A 15413-nucleotide genomic window follows, 5' to 3' on the forward strand; every position below is an offset into this window, starting at 1 on the left:
CCGGATGCGCCACGCTGTGCTCATCGCCGCGAAGGACCTGCGCGAACGCGCCCGGGACAAGTCCGTGTTCCTCTTCGGGCTGCTGCTCCCGCTCGGCTTGGTCCTGGTGCTCAACCTGGTGTTGGGCGATCTGTCCGGCTCGTCGCCCTTCCGGTACGTCGTCGTGGACGACGACCACGGACCCGTGGCGGTCGCGTTCGTGGAGCACGTGCTGCCCGCTGCCGAGGAGAGCGGGGCGGTCGAGGTCCGCACCGCGGCCACGACCGACGAGGCGCGACGGCTCGTCGCGGACGGCGAGGTCTCGGCGGCGTTCCTGCTGCCCGCCGACCTGTCGACCGACGTGCTGTCCGGTACGGCCGCCGCCATCGAGGTGGTGGGCGACGTGAACGCCCCGCTCGGCACGGAAGTCGCCAGGTCGATCGCCGCGTCGTTCACCGACGGGTTGCACTCGACGCGTGTCGCGGTGGCCGCCGCCGTCCGGGCGGGATCGGCGCTCGACCCGGCCGAACTGGCCCGGCTGGCCGCCGCGGAACCCGACCCCCGGCCGGTGGTGGACGACCCGACCGAGCGCCGCGAGCTCGACACCACCACGTACTACGCGGCGGGCATGGTGGTGTTCTTCCTGTTCTTCACGGTGCAGTTCGGGATCACCAGCCTGCTGGACGAGCGCCACGACGGCACGCTGGCGAGGCTGCTCGCCGCGCCTCTGAGGCCCTCGTCGATCCTGGTGGGCAAGCTGCTGACCAGCGTCGCCGTCGGGTGGGTGAGCACGGCCCTGCTCGTGGTGGGCACGACCCTGCTCGTCGGCGCCCGCTGGGGCAACCCGCTCGGGGTCGCGCTGCTGGTCGCCGTGTGCGTGCCGGCGGCCACCGGAACGGTCGCCGTGGTGTCCGTGCTCGCGCGCACGGCCGCGCAGGCCAGTGGGTGGCAGGCGGTCGTGGCGGTCACGCTCGGCTCGCTGGGCGGCACCTTCTTCCCCGTCGCGCAGGTCGGCGGGGCGTTGGCGGCAGCGGCGGGCTTCTCGCCGCACCAGTGGTTCCTGCGCGGCTTGGCCGACCTGTCCGCCGGTGAGGTGAGCGCGGTGCTGCCGTCGGTCGCCGCGCTGGGCGGGTTCGCAGTCCTCACGATCGGCGCGGCGTTGCTGATGACGAAGAAGGCGGTGGCGCTGTGAAGGCGCTCGCGATCGCCGGGGTGAACCTGCGTCGGATGTTCCGCGACCGCGTCGGCCTGTTCTTCCTGTTCGTGCTCCCGTTCCTGCTCGTGCTCGTGCTGGGCGCGGCCTTCGGCGGCGGGGTGACGCCCAAGCTCGGCGTGGTGGGCGGTGACGCGCACCTGCTCGACGCCCTGCGCGCCGACCGGGCGCTCCAGGTGGAGACCTCGGCCGACGACGCCGCGTTGCGGACCGCGGTCGAACGCGGGGAGGTCAGCGCGGGTCTGGTCGTCACACCGACCGAGGTGCGGTTGCTGACCAGGCCCGACCAGGGTGGGCAGCAGATGCGGCTGGCCGTGGACGACGTGCTGGCCCGCGAGTCCGCGCGGCTCGCCGCGGCCCGGTTCACCTCGACGCAGACCGGCGTGGACCAGTCGGCGGCGTTGGCTGTCGTGGACTCGGTGGTGGACGCGGTGCCGCCGGTGTCGGTCGAGGTCACGACCAGCGGCCGATCGGCGTTCCCCGGGAGCGCCGGGCGCTTCGACACCAGCGCGTCCACGCAACTGCTGCTGTTCGTGTTCCTCACCGCGCTCACCGGCTCGGCGGCGTTGGTGGAGACCCGACGGCTCGGTGTGTCGCGACGGATGCTGGCCACACCGACGACCTCGACGGCCATCGTCCTCGGTGAAGGACTCGGCCGCGTCGCGGTGGCGCTGGTGCAGGGCGTCGTGATCGTCGCCGGGACTTCGCTGCTCTTCGGCGTCCGCTGGGGTGATCCGATCGCCGCCGGGGTGCTGCTGCTGGTGTTCGCGCTCGTCGCGGGCGGTGCGGGGATGGTGCTGGGAGCGGTCTTCCGCACCGAGCAGCAGGTCGGCGCGGCGGCGCTGATGTTGGGCATCGGGTTCGCCGCCCTGGGAGGGTCGATGGTGCCGCTGGAGCTGTTCGGCGACACCGTCCGGACCATCGCGCTCGTCACGCCCCACGCGTGGGCGAACAACGCGTTCGCCGAACTGGCCCGGCACGGCGGTCTGGTGGACGTGCTGCCCGAGATCGGCGTGCTGGCCGGCTACGCGGTCGTGCTGTTCGCGTTCGGCGCGTGGCGCCTGCACCGGTCGCTGTCCCGGTGAGGTCGGGGGGCGTGCCCCTTGCGGCCCCAGCGGAAGTAGGTCAGTGGGCCGACGATGTTCACCGCGATCGCCAGGGCCCACCAGCGCTTGCGGCCGTTGACGGCCTCGGCGGGCCGCCGCGCGAGGTCCGCCCACGCCGCGCCCGCGAGCGCGACCTCGACCGCGCTCAGCGCCAGGATGCCGCGCCGCTGCGCGGAGGTCATCTCCAACCAGGTCTTGTGCCTCTTCATACCGGCCAGCGTCCTCCCGGTGGCGTGCGAGACCACAGGGTCCTTGTACTCCGATCGCTGGACCTAGTGCCCCGCTCGTCGAGGGCCTTCGACCGCATCCACCGAGGGGTGCCGGGTGAGCTACTGGTGTCGACGAGAGGAGTGGTCATGCACTGGTATCACGGGTATGGCATCGGCTACGGCAGCGTGATGATGGCCCTGATCGGACTCCTGCTGCTCGGTGGTGCGGTCGCGATCACCGTGTTGGCGATGCGCCGCCCGCACGAAGACCAGGGCTCCGCGCTGCGCGTCCTCGAGGCCCGACTGGCCAGGGGCGAGATCGACGCGGACGAGTTCCGGCGCGTGCGCGACCTCTTGCGAAACCCCTGAACCGAGGTGATCCGCCGTGACTTCCACCCTCCCGCGTCCGCTGCTGATCGACCAGCTCGCGCCGCGGCCTGATTTCACCCGGTCCGCGCACGTCGTGGTCGAGGCCGACCCGGTCGCGACCTACGACGCGCTGCGCGAGCTCGACTTCAGTGACCTCCACGGGCCCGTGCTGGACGCGATGACCTGGGCGCGCAGGCTGCCCAATCTGCTCAAGGGGCGTCCCACCTGGCACGCCCGGATGACCTTGGACGACATCCCCGCCGATTCGGGGTGGGTCCGCCTCGCCGAACTGCCGGGCACCGAGATCGTGTTCGGCGCCATCGGCACGTTCTGGCGGCCGTTCGTGCACGTCCGCGATCTCGAAGCGCGCGACTTCCCCGACTTCGTCCGGCCGGGCTACGGCAAGGTCGTCTGCTCCCTGTCGGTCGTCCCCTACGGGCAGCGGCGGACGCTGCTGACCTATGACACGCGGACCACCGCGACCGACCCGCGGTCGTGGGCACGCCTGCGCCGCTACTGGCACCTGGCCGGCCCATTCGTCACGTTGCTGGAACACGCGGTCCTGCGGTCGATCAAGGAACACGCCGAACGAGGTGGCACCCGATGACCGTCGTCGTCCACACCAAACAGCTGAGCAAGGACTACGGCCGTCGGCGGGCGCTGCACCAGCTCGACCTGGACCTGCACGCCGGCGAGGTCTACGGGCTCCTCGGACCGAACGGCGCGGGCAAGACCACCACCATCCGCCTGCTGATGGACCTCATCCGCCCCACGCGGGGCCGGGTGGTGCTCTTCGGCGAGGACCTCGCCACCGGCTCGGTCCAGGCGCGTCAGCGCATCGGCTATGTGCCGGGTGACCTGGTGCTCTACGACCGGCTTACCGGCGAGGAGCACCTGCGGCTGTTCGCGGGGCTGCGCGGGCACCCGGACCTGACCGAGGCCCGCGTGCTGGCCAAGCGGCTCGACCTGGACCTGGGCCGCCGCGCGGGCGAGCTGTCCAAGGGCAACCGGCAGAAGCTGGGCATCGTGCAGGCCTTCCTGCACCACCCCGAGCTGGTGATCCTCGACGAGCCCGCAAGCGGTCTGGACCCGGTGGCCCAGCGCGAGTTCCACGCACACCTGCGCGAGTTCGCCGCCGACGGCGGCACCGCCCTGTTCTCCTCGCACGTGCTGTCCGAGGTCGAGCAGGTCGCCGACCGCGTCGGCATCCTGCTCTCGGGGACCCTGGTCGTCGACGCGCGGGTCGACGCGTTGAAGGCCAAGGCGTTGCGCGCCCTGACATTCACCTTCGCCGAGCCGGTGCCGGCCTCGGTGTTCGAAGGCGTCGCCGGCGTGCGCGAGGTGCGTGCCGACGGCATGTCCGTGCACTGCCGGGTCGTGGGCCCGGTCGGCGAACTGGTCCGTGCCGCGGCGTTGTACTCCCTGGTCAACGTGACCAGTCAGGAACCCGACTTGCAGGAGATCTTCCTCGACTACGTGGAGGGCGAGGACCGTGGCCGCTGAGCTGATCGGGAAGACCCTGCGGGACAACCGGGGCAGCGCGCTGGGCTGGGGTGCGGTACTGGTCGCGAGCGTCGGTCTCCAGCTGGCCGTCTACCCGGCGGTCCGCAATGCCCGCGCCGACCTCGACCAACTCCTCGATGCCTACCCCGAGGCGTTCAAGGCGCTGTTCGGCGTGCAGGGCTCGTTCACCAGTGGCGTCGGGTACGTGCAGGCCGAGGTCTTCGGCTTCCTCGCGCCGCTGGTGCTGCTCGGCGTCGTGATCGGCCAGGCCGCCCGCGCCACCGCGGCCGAGGAGCGCGCCGGGACCCTGGACCTGCTCCTGGCCAACCCGGTGTCCCGCACCAGGGTTCTGGCGGACAAAGCACTCGCGATCGTGGTGAGCCTGCTGGCCGTCACGGCGGCGTTGGCCGCCGTGCTCGTCGTCGGTGGCCGGATGGCCGGTCTGGACGTGCCGGTTCCCGGCCTGATGGCCGCGTGCGCCGCTTCGGCGGTCGTCGCGCTGCCGTTCGGGGCGCTCGCCCTGTTGGTGGGTGCGACGACCGGCCGTCCGGGGTGGGCGGTGGCGGTGCCGGTCGGTGTCGCGTTGCCCGCGTTCCTGCTTGACGCCTTGTCCGCGCTGAGCGACGACCTGCGGCCGTGGCGAGTGCTCTCGCCCTTCCACCACGCCGGGATCGACGACGCGCTCGCCGGTCACCCGGGTTGGGGCGGGATCGCGGTGCTGCTGCTCGTCACAGCAGTCCTGATGGGCGCGGCAATTGCAGTGTTCCAACGCCACGACGTCACACGATGACAGGAGCAGACGGATATGACCACCACACAACAGGAACGGACCTACACCGCACAGGTCACGGGTCAGGCGATCGTCGACAAGGCGGAGGAACTCGCGCGCGGAGCCGGCGCCCGGTACGTCGTCGTCAAGGACGACGACGGTCATCCGGTGGTGAAGATGCCGGTCATCGCCGGCGTGGTCCTCGGCGCCCTCGCGCCGATCGTGACCGCGGTCGCCGCCATCGCCGCCCTCTCGTGCGGCTGGACCATCACCCTCGAACGGCACCCGGACCGGAAGGTGGCACCATCATGAAGCCCGTGCGGATCTGGATCGGCACCGTGCTCGTCACGCTCGGCGTGCTCGGCGTGCTCGACGCCACGGACGTCCTCGACTTCGGCACCACGTTGGGCGACTGGTGGCCGATCGCCGTCATCGGCGTCGGCCTCACCGCCATGCTCACCCAGAAGCACGTCTCGCTCGGCCCGGCCGTGGTGAGCGCGATCGGGCTCGTGCTCCTGGCCGACCGCCAGGGGTGGACCACCGGCAACCTGCTGTGGCCGGTCCTGCTGCTGCTCGTCGGCGTCGCCGTTCTCGCCGGACTGCGCACCCTCCACACGGCGGACCACCACGACACCGACGACATCGGCGTGCCCGTGGCGCTGTTCGGCGGCACGAAGGTACGCAGCCGCGCCGAGCACCTGACCCGCGCCAGCGTGTCGGCCGTGTTCGGCGGAGCGGTCCTCGACCTCCGCGACGCGCACATCGACGACGAAGCTTCTGTCGACGCCTTCGCGCTGTTCGGCGGCGTGGAGATCCTCGTTCCGAGGGGGTGGCGCGTCTCGATGGGAGGACTGCCGTTCTTCGGCGGCTACGACGACAACACCGAACGCGAGACGGCGAACGCCCTCGACGCGCCCGTGCTCAAGGTCAACGCCACGGCGCTGTTCGGTGGTGTCGAGGTCCGCAACGACCCCAAGTAGCCGAAGCACCCCGCGCACGTCCGGGAGACCGTCGACAGGACGTTCTCCGGTGAGCGTCCTGTCGACGGGCCCTTGTTAACGGTTGTCGGTGGTCGCGTCGGCCTCGCCGACCGCGGCACGGCCTGCTTCAAGGCGGGCGACGGGCACCCTGAACGGTGAGCAGGACACGTAGTCGAGGCCGACCTCGTGGAAGAACCGGATGGACGCGGGGTCCCCACCGTGCTCGCCGCACACGCCCAGTGCGAGGTCCGGACGCGCTGCACGGCCCTCCCTCACCGCGATCTGGATCAACCGGCCGACGCCTTCGCGGTCGATCGTCTCGAACGGCGACACGTCGAACACGCCCTCGGCCTCGTACACCGGGAAGAACGAGCCCTCGACGTCGTCGCGGGAGAAGCCCCACACGGTCTGCGTCAGGTCGTTGGTGCCGAACGAGAAGAACTCGGCGGTCCCGGCGATGCGGCCCGCGGTGACCGCGGCGCGTGGCAGCTCGATCATCGTGCCGATGCGGTACTGGATGCCCACGCCGGACTCGAAGGCGACGTCGGCGACGGTTCGCCGGGCCCGCGCCGCGACCACCTCCAACTCGCGCGAGTCGCCGACCAGCGGGATCATGATCTCCACGTGCGGCTTCCCGCCCGCCCGAATCCGCGACGCCGCGGCTTCGGCGATCGCGCGGACCTGCAGGTCGTAGAGGGCCGGGATGAGCAGCCCGAGCCGCACGCCGCGGGTGCCGAGCATCGGGTTCTGCTCGTGCAGCCGGTCGACCGCGCGCAGCAGGTCCTCCGGTGCGTCCGTCTCGCCGAGCGCATTGGCGACCGCGACGCGAGCGGTGAGCTCGACGCGGTCGGGCAGGAACTCGTGCAGCGGCGGGTCGAGCAGCCTGATCGTGACCGGCAGGCCGTCCATCTCCTCGAAGATGCGCGTGAAGTCGGCGCGCTGCAACGGGAGCAGCGCGGCGAGCGCCTCGGCACGGGCGTTCTCGTCGCCGGCGAGGATCAGCCGCTCGACCAGCACCCGGCGGTCGCCCAGGAACATGTGCTCGGTGCGGCACAGTCCGATGCCGGTGGCGCCGAGGCGGCGGGCACGGGCGGCGTCCTCGGGGGTGTCGGCGTTGGCCCGCACCTCCAGCCGGTGCCGGCGGTCGGCGTGGATGATGATCCGGTCCACGGCCCGCAGCAGGTCGTCGCCCTCGGCGGGGCGGCGGCCCTCGAAGTAGTCGGCGACGGGGGACGGGGCCACCGGCAGTTCGCCGAGGTACACCGTGCCGGAGGTCCCGTCGACCGAGATCACGTCGCCTTCCGCGACCACCGTGCCGTCGGCGGTGGTGAAGCGGCGGGCCTCGGCGTCGATGGTCAGCGACTCCGCACCGCACACGCAGGTCCGGCCGAGACCTCTGGCGACGACCGCGGCGTGCGAGGTCTTGCCGCCTCGGCTGGTGAGCACCCCTCGGGCGTGGATCATCCCGTCGAGGTCGTCGGGGTTGGTCTCGCGGCGCACGAGGATCACCGCCGCGCCCTCCTCGCCCCGGCGGACCGCGGTCGCGGAGTCGAACACCACCTCGCCGACCGCCGCGCCGGGCGACGCGGCGATACCGGTGGCCAGCGGTGCCCGGTCGGTGTCGCCGAAGCGCGGGAACATCAGCTGGGCCAACTGCGCGCCGGTCACCCGCCGCAGCGCCTCGTCGTCGTCGATCAAGCCCTCCTCGCGCAACGCGTCGGCGATGCGGAACGCGGCGGCCGCGGTGCGCTTGCCCACGCGGGTCTGCAGCATCCACAACTTGCCGCGCTCGATGGTGAACTCGATGTCGCACAGGTCGCGGTAGTGCTCCTCCAACGTCGCCATGATCCCCATCAGCTGCTCGTGACCCCTCGGTTGCAGGTCGGCGAGGCGGTGCAGCGGCAGCGTGTTGCGGATGCCGGCCACGACGTCCTCGCCCTGGGCGTTGGGCAGGTAGTCACCGTAGACGCCGGGCGCACCCGTGGCCGGGTCGCGCGTGAACGCGACACCGGTGCCCGAGTCGTCACCCAGGTTGCCGAACACCATCGCGCACACGTTGACCGCCGTGCCCAGGTCCTCCGGGATGTGCTCGGCGTGCCGGTAGACCTGGGCGCGCTCGGTGCGCCACGACGCGAAGACCGACGCGATCGCCATGTCCAACTGCTCACGCGGGTCCTGCGGGAACTCCCGGCCGGTGTGCTCGCGGACGATGTCCTTGAACGTCGCGGTCAGCGCGCGCAGGTCGGCGGTGTCCAGGCCGAGATCGCCGGTGACGCCCTTGGCCCGCTTGGCCTCCCGCAGGGCAGCGGCGAAGTGCTCCCCGTCGACACCCAGCACCGTCGTGCCGAACATCTGCACCAGCCGGCGGTAGGAGTCCCACGCGAGCCGCTCGTCCCCCGCCCACGCGGCCAGCCCGGCCACCGAGTCGTCGGTCAACCCGATGTCCAGGACCGTGTCCATCATGCCGGGCATCGAGAACCGGGCGCCGGAGCGGACCGCGACCAGCAGCGGCTCGTCGACCTGCCCCAGCTTGCGGCCCATCGCCCGCTCCAGCGCGTGCAGGTGCTCGTCCACCTCCGCGGCCAGCCCTTCCGGCACCGCACCGGTGGCCAGGTAGGCGCGGCAGGCTTCGGTGGTGATCGTGAACCCGGGCGGCACGGGGAGCCCCATCACGGTCATCTCCGCGAGGTTGGCGCCCTTTCCGCCGAGCAGGTCCGCCATGAACCGGTTGCCCTCGGCGAAGTCGTACACGTACTTGGGCATCGTCATCGCTCCTCTTTCAGTCGCTTCTGAACAGGTGCCTGGACGGCACGGCGGAAGCCGGGAGGCTCACTCGGACCGGCACGCGCACGGGGTGGTCCCTGCTCACGCCGCTTCAGGACGTTGATCGACGCCGCCTCCGGCAACAGCCCGAAGACCGCGATGCCGCAGACGATCAAACCGCTCATGACGGCACTCCATCCGGTCCCATCCCGCCCTCTCACGATGCACCGGCCGCATCGGCCACGCCGCTGCCGAAGGTCCCCGGTCGACGCTCCGAACGTCCCTGGCCACCACGGGGCGCATCGGACACCGCCCGACACCGGGACACGCACTTCCCACCGCGGCCTCCGACCTCGGGCAACGGCGGTGCGCCGGCCGATGCCGGAATCGGCTCAACGTCGCGGTGGTCCGCCTCGACGCACGGGTATCGACTCGTCCCGCAACTGCGTCCGATATTCCCGGTAGGTAGTCCACAGCTCGCGAGCGGACGGTCGCCGCTTGCAGCCGTTCCGTCTCGCGGCGCCGTTGCCCGCCCGTCCGGCAGTCCCGACCCGAGGACGCCCTCGGACGACGAATCCGGAGGGCACCATGGACGTGACGGCACAACGAAGTCCGACTCGCCGCGCCTTTCACCGGTGCGGCAACCGGCTGCCCACACGCCGGCGTCGTCCCGGAAGGGGCCGGCCCCCTTCGACGCGGACCTCTAACCGCCAACGCCGGCACCGGCGCCGTGTGGATCCCAGGGTCGGGAGTCCCGGCCCGACGGTGCCCCTCGCCGTCCGCTGGTGTGCCGGACCACGCGACGTGTTCGCGACCCGCCGCTCGACCGGATCCGGACGCGGGCCGACGAAGCGGTGGACCACCTGCGCACGGGCACGGGTTCGTCGAGCCGCACCGCCTGCTCCTCGACCACCCATCGGCAATGCGACGGGCGCGGCGGCGACTTCGCCCCTCTCGCCCCGTGCGCGTGCGGCCCGCTGCCGGATTCATCGGTCGATCGGTCCTTCGGGGCGGGTTCCCCGCCATCCCGGGACTTTCTGCCCTGGAGGCGTGCCGCAGCGCGTCCGAGACTGGTCGGAGGAGTCGTTGAAGGCTCGTGGTCATCGGCTTCGAGCCGCGACCGAGGCGGTCGCGTTCCGCGGTGATCCCGCCATCGCCACGGGAATGTCCACAAGAGAGGTGTGACCATGTCGATCGACGTGCAACAACCGAAGGCCTACGACCTGGTGGGCGACGTGATCCAACTCGCCGGGGTGGCCGGCGGCGCGTTCGAGGCCAACTTCAACTACCGCGTGCACGAGGGCCACGACGAGGTGGTCGGGTACTTCATGGCCGGTGACGGCACCGGCGGACACGGCCAGTTCCAGGTCGCCGCGGACGTGACCGGGGCGGCGTTCACCCTGAACCGGGTATTCATCGAGGTCTACCACACCTCCCCCAAAGACGGTGAGGAACTCGACAAGGTGATCGTCCCCGTGGTCCTCGGCTCCAAGATCGTCCCCGGCTACCACTCCTACCTCGAGCACGTCGTCTCGGCGGGCGAGACGCTGTGGGCGATCGCCACCCGCTACTACGGCTCCGGCAACCTCTACTACCGACTGGTAGCCGCCAACCCGCTCACCATCACCAACCCCAACGTCATCAACCCCGGTGACGTCATCCGCGTGCCACAGGGCACCTGACCCACGGTGCGGACCGGACGACTCGACGGCGTCGTCACCACTGGTCGTCGGTTGTCGCGGTCGGAGCTCGCTCACCGGCTACGCCCTCGGCTCCGCCAGCCGCGCCGTCATCCACCAAGCGCCGTGCCCGGTTCTGGTGGTGCGCGGAAAGGAGGACGAGCGGTGACAGGATGTCGGCGGTCCGCGCCGACACGTCCGGTGAGACCCGGTTGCACTTGTCCGTCGCGTTGATCGACGTGGACAACACGGTTCGACAGCGTGAAACCAACCGCCGAGCACCGACCGTCACACGACGGCGCCGCCGTGCGGTACGCCAGAGTCGTGGATCCGGCACGACACAGGGGACTCGGGATCACCCCCCGACTCCTGCGACGGCCGATCCTTCTCACGGGCCACCGCCCGGACCACCCTGGTGGCGCACGCGGTGCCGCGGCCTCGCGGTCGTGTCAGGGCCCACGGCGGCACCGTCACGGCTGCGTCGGGAGCGGCCGGGGGAAGCACCTGCACCATCCGTCTGCCGACCCCGGACGGGCGTCCGCCGGCCACCCGACGTTCGGGAGGCCCATCGGGCTGACGACTGTGTGGCTCAGGCAGCGCCGAGCGGCCCGAGCGATCGCGTTATCCGGGCGGCCGAGCGGCTGGGGTGATGGTGGTGCCCTCAGCTCCGGGGCGTCGGCTCATGAGCCGAGGCGAGGGTGAAGTAGGCCTCTTCTTCCTGGGCGAAGTGCAGCGTCAGCACGGCGTCCAGTCCGTAGAGAGGGTGGCGCGGACGTCGTCGACCTGCTCCGGCTCGATACCGTCGGGTGATTCGCGCAGGTGCCGATCCAGCCTGCGGCCCAGGCGCTCGATCTCGGCGTGGCCGCGGCTCATCGTCACCGTGCTCTCCGGCCCGCTCAGGAGCCCGACCAACGCGGGGTACAGCTCGGTCTCCTCCGCTCGTTCGTGCGGCAGGATCCGCTCGGCGAGCAGGTGGTGCGCCCGGCGGATGGCGGCGTCGGCTTCCGGGCAGGCTCCGTCCGAGAGTGCGTCGGCGGCCTGCCGGACGGCGTTGCGCGCGGCGAGCAGCTCCCCGTGCTCGTGCGCGAACCGGTGCAGCAGCCGGCCGGCCTCGTCGGTGACGTGGCGTCGGACAGGGCTGCGCAGGGCGCGCAGCGCGTTGAGGATCACCGCCACGTCGATAGCAGCGGGCACGGCGTCGCGGTGACCAGCACCGCCACCGCACGTCCCGGGTCCCCGGTCACCGCCCACGCGACCGCGGCGAGCAACAAGGCCGCGGGCAGGAACCACACCGCGATCCGATCCGCCAGCCTCGCCACGGGGGCACTGCCCGCGGCAGCCTCACGGGCCAACCGCACCACACCGGCGTACGTGCTGTCCTCGGCCGTGGCCGACGCGGTCAGGTCCGCAGCGGCCCCCGCGTTCACAACACCGCTGCGCACCGAGTCCCCACGGACACGCGCAACGGGCGCGGCCTCCCCGGTGAGCGCCGACTCGTCGAACACACCGCCGTCGAGCAGCACGCCGTCGACCGGCACGATCTCACCGGAAAGCACCACGACACGATCGTCACGCCGGACGTCACCGATCACCACCGTGTCCACCCGGTCGCCCCGTCGCACGTGCGCGCGGTTCGGCGCCCGTTCGAGCAGGGCGGAGAGGTCGCGTCGCGCGCGGTGGCGCGCCGCGCTCTCCAGCACTCGTCCCGTGGCCACCATCACGGCGATGATCGCCCCCGCAAGGAACTCACCCACGGCCAGCGTGCCGCCGAGAGCGAGGACGGCGAGCAGGTCGGCGCCCCACCGACCGGCACGCAGGTCCGCCACGACCCAGGCGATCGCCGGGACCAACGCCACACCGGCCGCGGCCGCCCACAACACATCCGCCGGAACCGACCCGGACAACCGGGCGATCCCGCCACCGACGAGCAGCGCACTCACCGCGATCAACAGCAGCAGCTCGCGCGAGAGCGCACGGAACCGTCGCATCAGGACTCACCGACCTCGTCTACTGGACGCGTCCGGTACGGCTCACGCGTTCCACCGTCGGCGGGCGCTGCCCACGACACCGGACAGCAGCGCCGTGATCGAGAAGCCGATCGCGGCGTTGAGCACGGCCGTGAACACACGGCTCTCGGTGGCCACGTCGAGGCTCAGCGGCAGCACCACCGCGATCGCGGTCAACAGCACCATGATCCAGGTGAAGAACCGGACCGCACGAGGGGTGGTCGTCAGCAGCAACTGCACCAGGCCGGTGGCCGCGAACGCGCACACCGCCGAGACAAGCGCGTAGGTCAAGGTGTTGGCGTTGCCCCAGGCGCCCTCGCCCTTCGGTGCGAGCACCGCGATGTCGAGCAACCCGCGGGCCACGAGGATCCCGACGACCGCCAGCAGTCCGGCGACCAGCGCGGTCGCGGCTCCACCGGTCCACAGCCGTCCCGTGTGGAACCCGTCGAGCGGACGCTCTCCGGCCGGCGTGTCGGACCGGACCGTCGGGAACGCCAAGGTCTCCGGAGGATCGGCCTCCGGGGGCCACGAGACCACGAAGTCCTTCGGTTGGTCCGTGCGTGTGCCGTGGTCGTTCACGCGACTGGTCATGGCGGTTCCTCCTCCGGGTGGACGTGACGCTTCGAACACCTGCCCGTGCGCTTCCACCTTCGCCTTCCGGAACCGCGAACCCCAGGGTCGGAGGTCCTCACGGGCCAAGTCCCGGCACTCGGCGCGGATCCCGGCCTGCGCGGGTCGAAGGTCCCTGTACCGCCGCACCGCCCGGGAGAAGGCTGGAAAGCACAAAGGAGAGAGGGACGCCATGACCGCCGCGCTCGACACCATCACGACCAGCCTCAACCCCGTCGCGGACCGGTGTGACCGGTGTGGTGCGCGTGGACGGGTGCGCATTGTGCTGAGGGACGGGCAGTTGACGTTCTGCGACCACCACGAACGCCGCCACCGAGCCGCGCTCGAGCGCGTCGCCGTGCGGATCGAGCACCACGTCGAACCCCGCGACCGCTGACCACGGACACGAGAGTGAAGGAGGACCCGATGCGAGAGACCAAGCAGTGGCGCGTCAACGTCACCATCGACGAGCACGACGACAAGACCAGGGCGAAGGCGCGCCTGCACACACGCGACGACACCCACCTGGTCGGTGTCGGCACGGCAAGGCTGAACCCGGCCGACACCGACATCCCCGAGATCGGCGACGAACTCGCCACCGCGAGGGCGCTGTCCGACCTCGCCCACCAACTCCTCGACGCCGCGACGTCCGACATCGAGGGTGTCACCCACGAGCCGGCGCACCTGACCAGGTGACCGGAAACGGAGGTTCGACATGACCGAGCAGTTGGAAACCCCGCGGACCACGCGCCTGCGCGGGCAAGCACTCGTCGAGAAGGTCAAGGAACTGCTCCACGAGGGCAACGTCCGGCGTCTGGTCATCAAGGACGACAAGGGCCACACCGTGATGGAGATCCCTGTGACGGCGGGCGTCGTGGCGGCGGTCGTGGCCCCCGTCGTGACCGCCGTCGCGGCGATCGCGGCCCTGGCGAGCGAGTGGTCGATCGACGTCGAGCGGCACGAACCACCGCGGACCTGACCGGTCAGGAGGAGACGATGACGAGCACATCGATCCGACCGACCGTCACGACTGGACCACGTGCCGGCTATCTGGTCGGCACCGTGGTCAACGTGATCCTGCTGGTCCTGGTCAACGTGTCACCGGGGTGGCGTGCCGTTCCGTTCCTCACCGAGGACGCGGTCGACGTGGTGGTGTGGGTCGACGTCGGGCTGGTGCTCGGCATCGTCGTCAACACGCTCTGCGCGCTGTTCCCCCGACGCCGGCTGGTGCTGCTCGGCGACGTGCTGACGACGACGGCGACGCTGGCCGCGCTGACATCGATGTCGGCGGTGTGGCCGTTCCGGTTCGACGACGCGGGAATCCCGTGGACGACGATCACACGCACGACGCTGACCATCGTGCTCGTCGCCGTGTCGATCGCCCTCCTGGTCCAGCTCGTCAAGCTCCTGCACGCCCTGGTCGCACCGGACGTCGACCCGTGACGACCACGAGCCTCACGTGGTGCCGGACGTCCCAGTCGATCAGGGACCTTCGCCCGCGTCGCACGACCGTCGGCGGCGCGAAGCTCATGGCGAAGACGAGAGCAAGAGGAGAGAAGCCATGACAGCGCTCAGCCACTCCGGTGCCACGACAAAGGCCACGGCCCGTACGACCGCGACGACGGCGGTCCGCGCCGACGCCGGGGGCATCGCGCTCGCGGTCCTGAGGATCACGACCGGGTTCGTGTTCCTGTGGGCGTTCTTCGACAAGCTGTTCGGCCTCGGTTACGCCACGAAGGCCGCCAACGCGTGGATCAACGGCGGGTCGCCCACCAAGGGCTTCCTCAGCCGGGTCGCGGTCGGACCGTTCGAGTCCACCTTCCACGCCATGGCCGGCGCCTGGTGGGCCGACTGGCTGTTCATGCTCGGCCTTCTCGCCATCGGCGTCGCGGTGGTGGCGGGCATCGGCCTGCGCCTCGCCGCCACCGCCGGAACCCTCATGATGCTGCTCATGTGGGCCGCCGAATGGCCCCTCGCCCAATTCACGTCGGCCGGCGAACCCAGCATGTCCACCAACCCCGTCATCGACTACCACATCATCTACGCCGTCGCCCTGATCGCCGTCGCGGCGGCCGGCGCGGGCGCCACCTGGGGCCTCGGCCGCTGGTGGGCGACCCTGCCTGTGGTCCGCGACCACGCCTGGCTGCGATGACGACCACTGGAGCGGGCGGGCCTCGACGGCTCGCCCGCTCTGGCACGTCCGGGTGAGAAAGCGCGGGATCGTGACG

Annotated in this window: 19 protein-coding genes and 1 pseudogene; 15 read left to right on the forward strand and 5 right to left on the reverse strand. The window is 71.3% G+C overall.

Features of this window, described 5'->3' with window-relative positions; translation table 11 throughout:
* Positions 1-4: 4 nt before the first annotated feature.
* Together ABTZ99_RS34055 and ABTZ99_RS34060 are read left to right on the forward strand one after the other, a co-directional pair.
* On the forward strand, positions 5-1171 hold the full coding sequence (locus ABTZ99_RS34055) for an ABC transporter permease (protein ID WP_498781144.1): 1167 nt from the start codon (positions 5-7) through the stop codon (positions 1169-1171).
* Complete coding sequence (locus tag ABTZ99_RS34060; protein ID WP_499617203.1) at positions 1168-2277, forward strand: ABC transporter permease; 1110 nt, start codon at positions 1168-1170, stop codon at positions 2275-2277. Before ABTZ99_RS34055 ends, ABTZ99_RS34060 begins: the two co-directional genes overlap by 4 nt.
* Here ABTZ99_RS34060 and ABTZ99_RS34065 read toward each other — a convergent pair.
* Positions 2217-2507 carry a PLD nuclease N-terminal domain-containing protein gene (locus tag ABTZ99_RS34065; protein ID WP_498781146.1) on the reverse strand — a complete coding sequence of 97 codons (291 nt, stop codon included), beginning with the start codon at positions 2505-2507 and terminating at the stop codon, positions 2217-2219. The genes ABTZ99_RS34060 and ABTZ99_RS34065 overlap by 61 nt on opposite strands.
* A 147-nt stretch (positions 2508-2654) precedes the next feature.
* Between ABTZ99_RS34065 and ABTZ99_RS34070 the strand changes: the two genes are divergently transcribed.
* From ABTZ99_RS34070 to ABTZ99_RS34095, 6 genes are read left to right on the forward strand one after another with little or no spacing between them, the layout of a single operon-like run.
* The gene (locus tag ABTZ99_RS34070; protein WP_498781148.1) at positions 2655-2876 is read left to right on the forward strand and encodes an SHOCT domain-containing protein; all 222 of its coding nucleotides are present in this window, start codon (positions 2655-2657) and stop codon (positions 2874-2876) included.
* Positions 2877-2892: 16 nt separating this feature from the next.
* Positions 2893-3483, forward strand: coding sequence for a hypothetical protein (locus tag ABTZ99_RS34075; RefSeq protein WP_498781150.1), 591 nt, complete (start codon positions 2893-2895; stop codon positions 3481-3483).
* The gene (locus ABTZ99_RS34080; protein WP_499617209.1) at positions 3480-4379 is read left to right on the forward strand and encodes an ABC transporter ATP-binding protein; all 900 of its coding nucleotides are present in this window, start codon (positions 3480-3482) and stop codon (positions 4377-4379) included. The genes ABTZ99_RS34075 and ABTZ99_RS34080 overlap by 4 nt, the downstream gene beginning before the upstream one ends.
* The gene (locus ABTZ99_RS34085; RefSeq protein ID WP_499617212.1) at positions 4369-5169 is read left to right on the forward strand and encodes an ABC transporter permease subunit; all 801 of its coding nucleotides are present in this window, start codon (positions 4369-4371) and stop codon (positions 5167-5169) included. The genes ABTZ99_RS34080 and ABTZ99_RS34085 overlap by 11 nt, the downstream gene beginning before the upstream one ends.
* Before the next feature lie 15 nt (positions 5170-5184).
* On the forward strand, positions 5185-5460 hold the full coding sequence (locus tag ABTZ99_RS34090; RefSeq protein ID WP_499617215.1) for a DUF4342 domain-containing protein: 276 nt from the start codon (positions 5185-5187) through the stop codon (positions 5458-5460).
* Entirely contained in the window at positions 5457-6128 is a 672-nt protein-coding gene (locus tag ABTZ99_RS34095) for a LiaF transmembrane domain-containing protein (RefSeq protein WP_499617218.1), read from the forward strand. Before ABTZ99_RS34090 ends, ABTZ99_RS34095 begins: the two co-directional genes overlap by 4 nt.
* A 75-nt stretch (positions 6129-6203) precedes the next feature.
* On the opposite strand, the gene ppdK is transcribed toward ABTZ99_RS34095, so the two are convergent.
* Positions 6204-8897, reverse strand: a complete 2694-nt coding sequence (gene ppdK, locus ABTZ99_RS34100) for a pyruvate, phosphate dikinase (protein ID WP_499617220.1) — start codon at positions 8895-8897, stop codon at positions 6204-6206.
* Positions 8894-9076: a hypothetical protein gene (locus ABTZ99_RS34105; RefSeq protein ID WP_499617223.1), complete on the reverse strand. Its 183-nt coding sequence runs from the start codon at positions 9074-9076 to the stop codon at positions 8894-8896. Before ABTZ99_RS34105 ends, ppdK begins: the two co-directional genes overlap by 4 nt.
* Positions 9077-10078: 1002 nt before the next feature.
* On the opposite strand from ABTZ99_RS34105, the gene ABTZ99_RS34110 reads away from it, so the two are divergent.
* Positions 10079-10573, forward strand: a complete 495-nt coding sequence (locus ABTZ99_RS34110) for a Gmad2 immunoglobulin-like domain-containing protein (protein ID WP_498781163.1) — start codon at positions 10079-10081, stop codon at positions 10571-10573.
* The gene (locus tag ABTZ99_RS34115) at positions 10542-10739 is read left to right on the forward strand and encodes a universal stress protein (RefSeq protein ID WP_498781164.1); all 198 of its coding nucleotides are present in this window, start codon (positions 10542-10544) and stop codon (positions 10737-10739) included. The genes ABTZ99_RS34110 and ABTZ99_RS34115 overlap by 32 nt, the downstream gene beginning before the upstream one ends.
* Positions 10740-11231: 492 nt before the next feature.
* Here ABTZ99_RS34115 and ABTZ99_RS34120 read toward each other — a convergent pair.
* Positions 11232-12558, reverse strand: a pseudogene (locus ABTZ99_RS34120) (heavy metal translocating P-type ATPase).
* Between the two features lie 42 nt (positions 12559-12600).
* Positions 12601-13167, reverse strand: coding sequence for a DUF6069 family protein (locus ABTZ99_RS34125; protein WP_499617226.1), 567 nt, complete (start codon positions 13165-13167; stop codon positions 12601-12603).
* A gap of 211 nt (positions 13168-13378) precedes the next feature.
* On the opposite strand from ABTZ99_RS34125, the gene ABTZ99_RS34130 reads away from it, so the two are divergent.
* From ABTZ99_RS34130 to ABTZ99_RS34150, 5 genes are all read left to right on the forward strand, one after another.
* Positions 13379-13582 carry a DUF7455 domain-containing protein gene (locus ABTZ99_RS34130; protein ID WP_498781167.1) on the forward strand — a complete coding sequence of 68 codons (204 nt, stop codon included), beginning with the start codon at positions 13379-13381 and terminating at the stop codon, positions 13580-13582.
* Positions 13583-13611: 29 nt separating this feature from the next.
* The gene (locus ABTZ99_RS34135) at positions 13612-13881 is read left to right on the forward strand and encodes a DUF1876 domain-containing protein (RefSeq protein WP_498781168.1); all 270 of its coding nucleotides are present in this window, start codon (positions 13612-13614) and stop codon (positions 13879-13881) included.
* A 19-nt stretch (positions 13882-13900) separates the two neighbouring features.
* Positions 13901-14164: a DUF4342 domain-containing protein gene (locus tag ABTZ99_RS34140; protein WP_498781170.1), complete on the forward strand. Its 264-nt coding sequence runs from the start codon at positions 13901-13903 to the stop codon at positions 14162-14164.
* Between the two features lie 17 nt (positions 14165-14181).
* Positions 14182-14628, forward strand: coding sequence for a hypothetical protein (locus tag ABTZ99_RS34145; RefSeq protein ID WP_499617231.1), 447 nt, complete (start codon positions 14182-14184; stop codon positions 14626-14628).
* 118 nt (positions 14629-14746) lie between these two features.
* Positions 14747-15337, forward strand: a complete 591-nt coding sequence (locus ABTZ99_RS34150) for a hypothetical protein (RefSeq protein WP_499617233.1) — start codon at positions 14747-14749, stop codon at positions 15335-15337.
* Positions 15338-15413 lie beyond the last annotated feature (76 nt).

The sequence above is a fragment of the Actinosynnema sp. NPDC002837 genome, from assembly GCF_040295345.1.
In the GTDB taxonomy this organism is placed as follows: domain Bacteria; phylum Actinomycetota; class Actinomycetes; order Mycobacteriales; family Pseudonocardiaceae; genus Actinosynnema.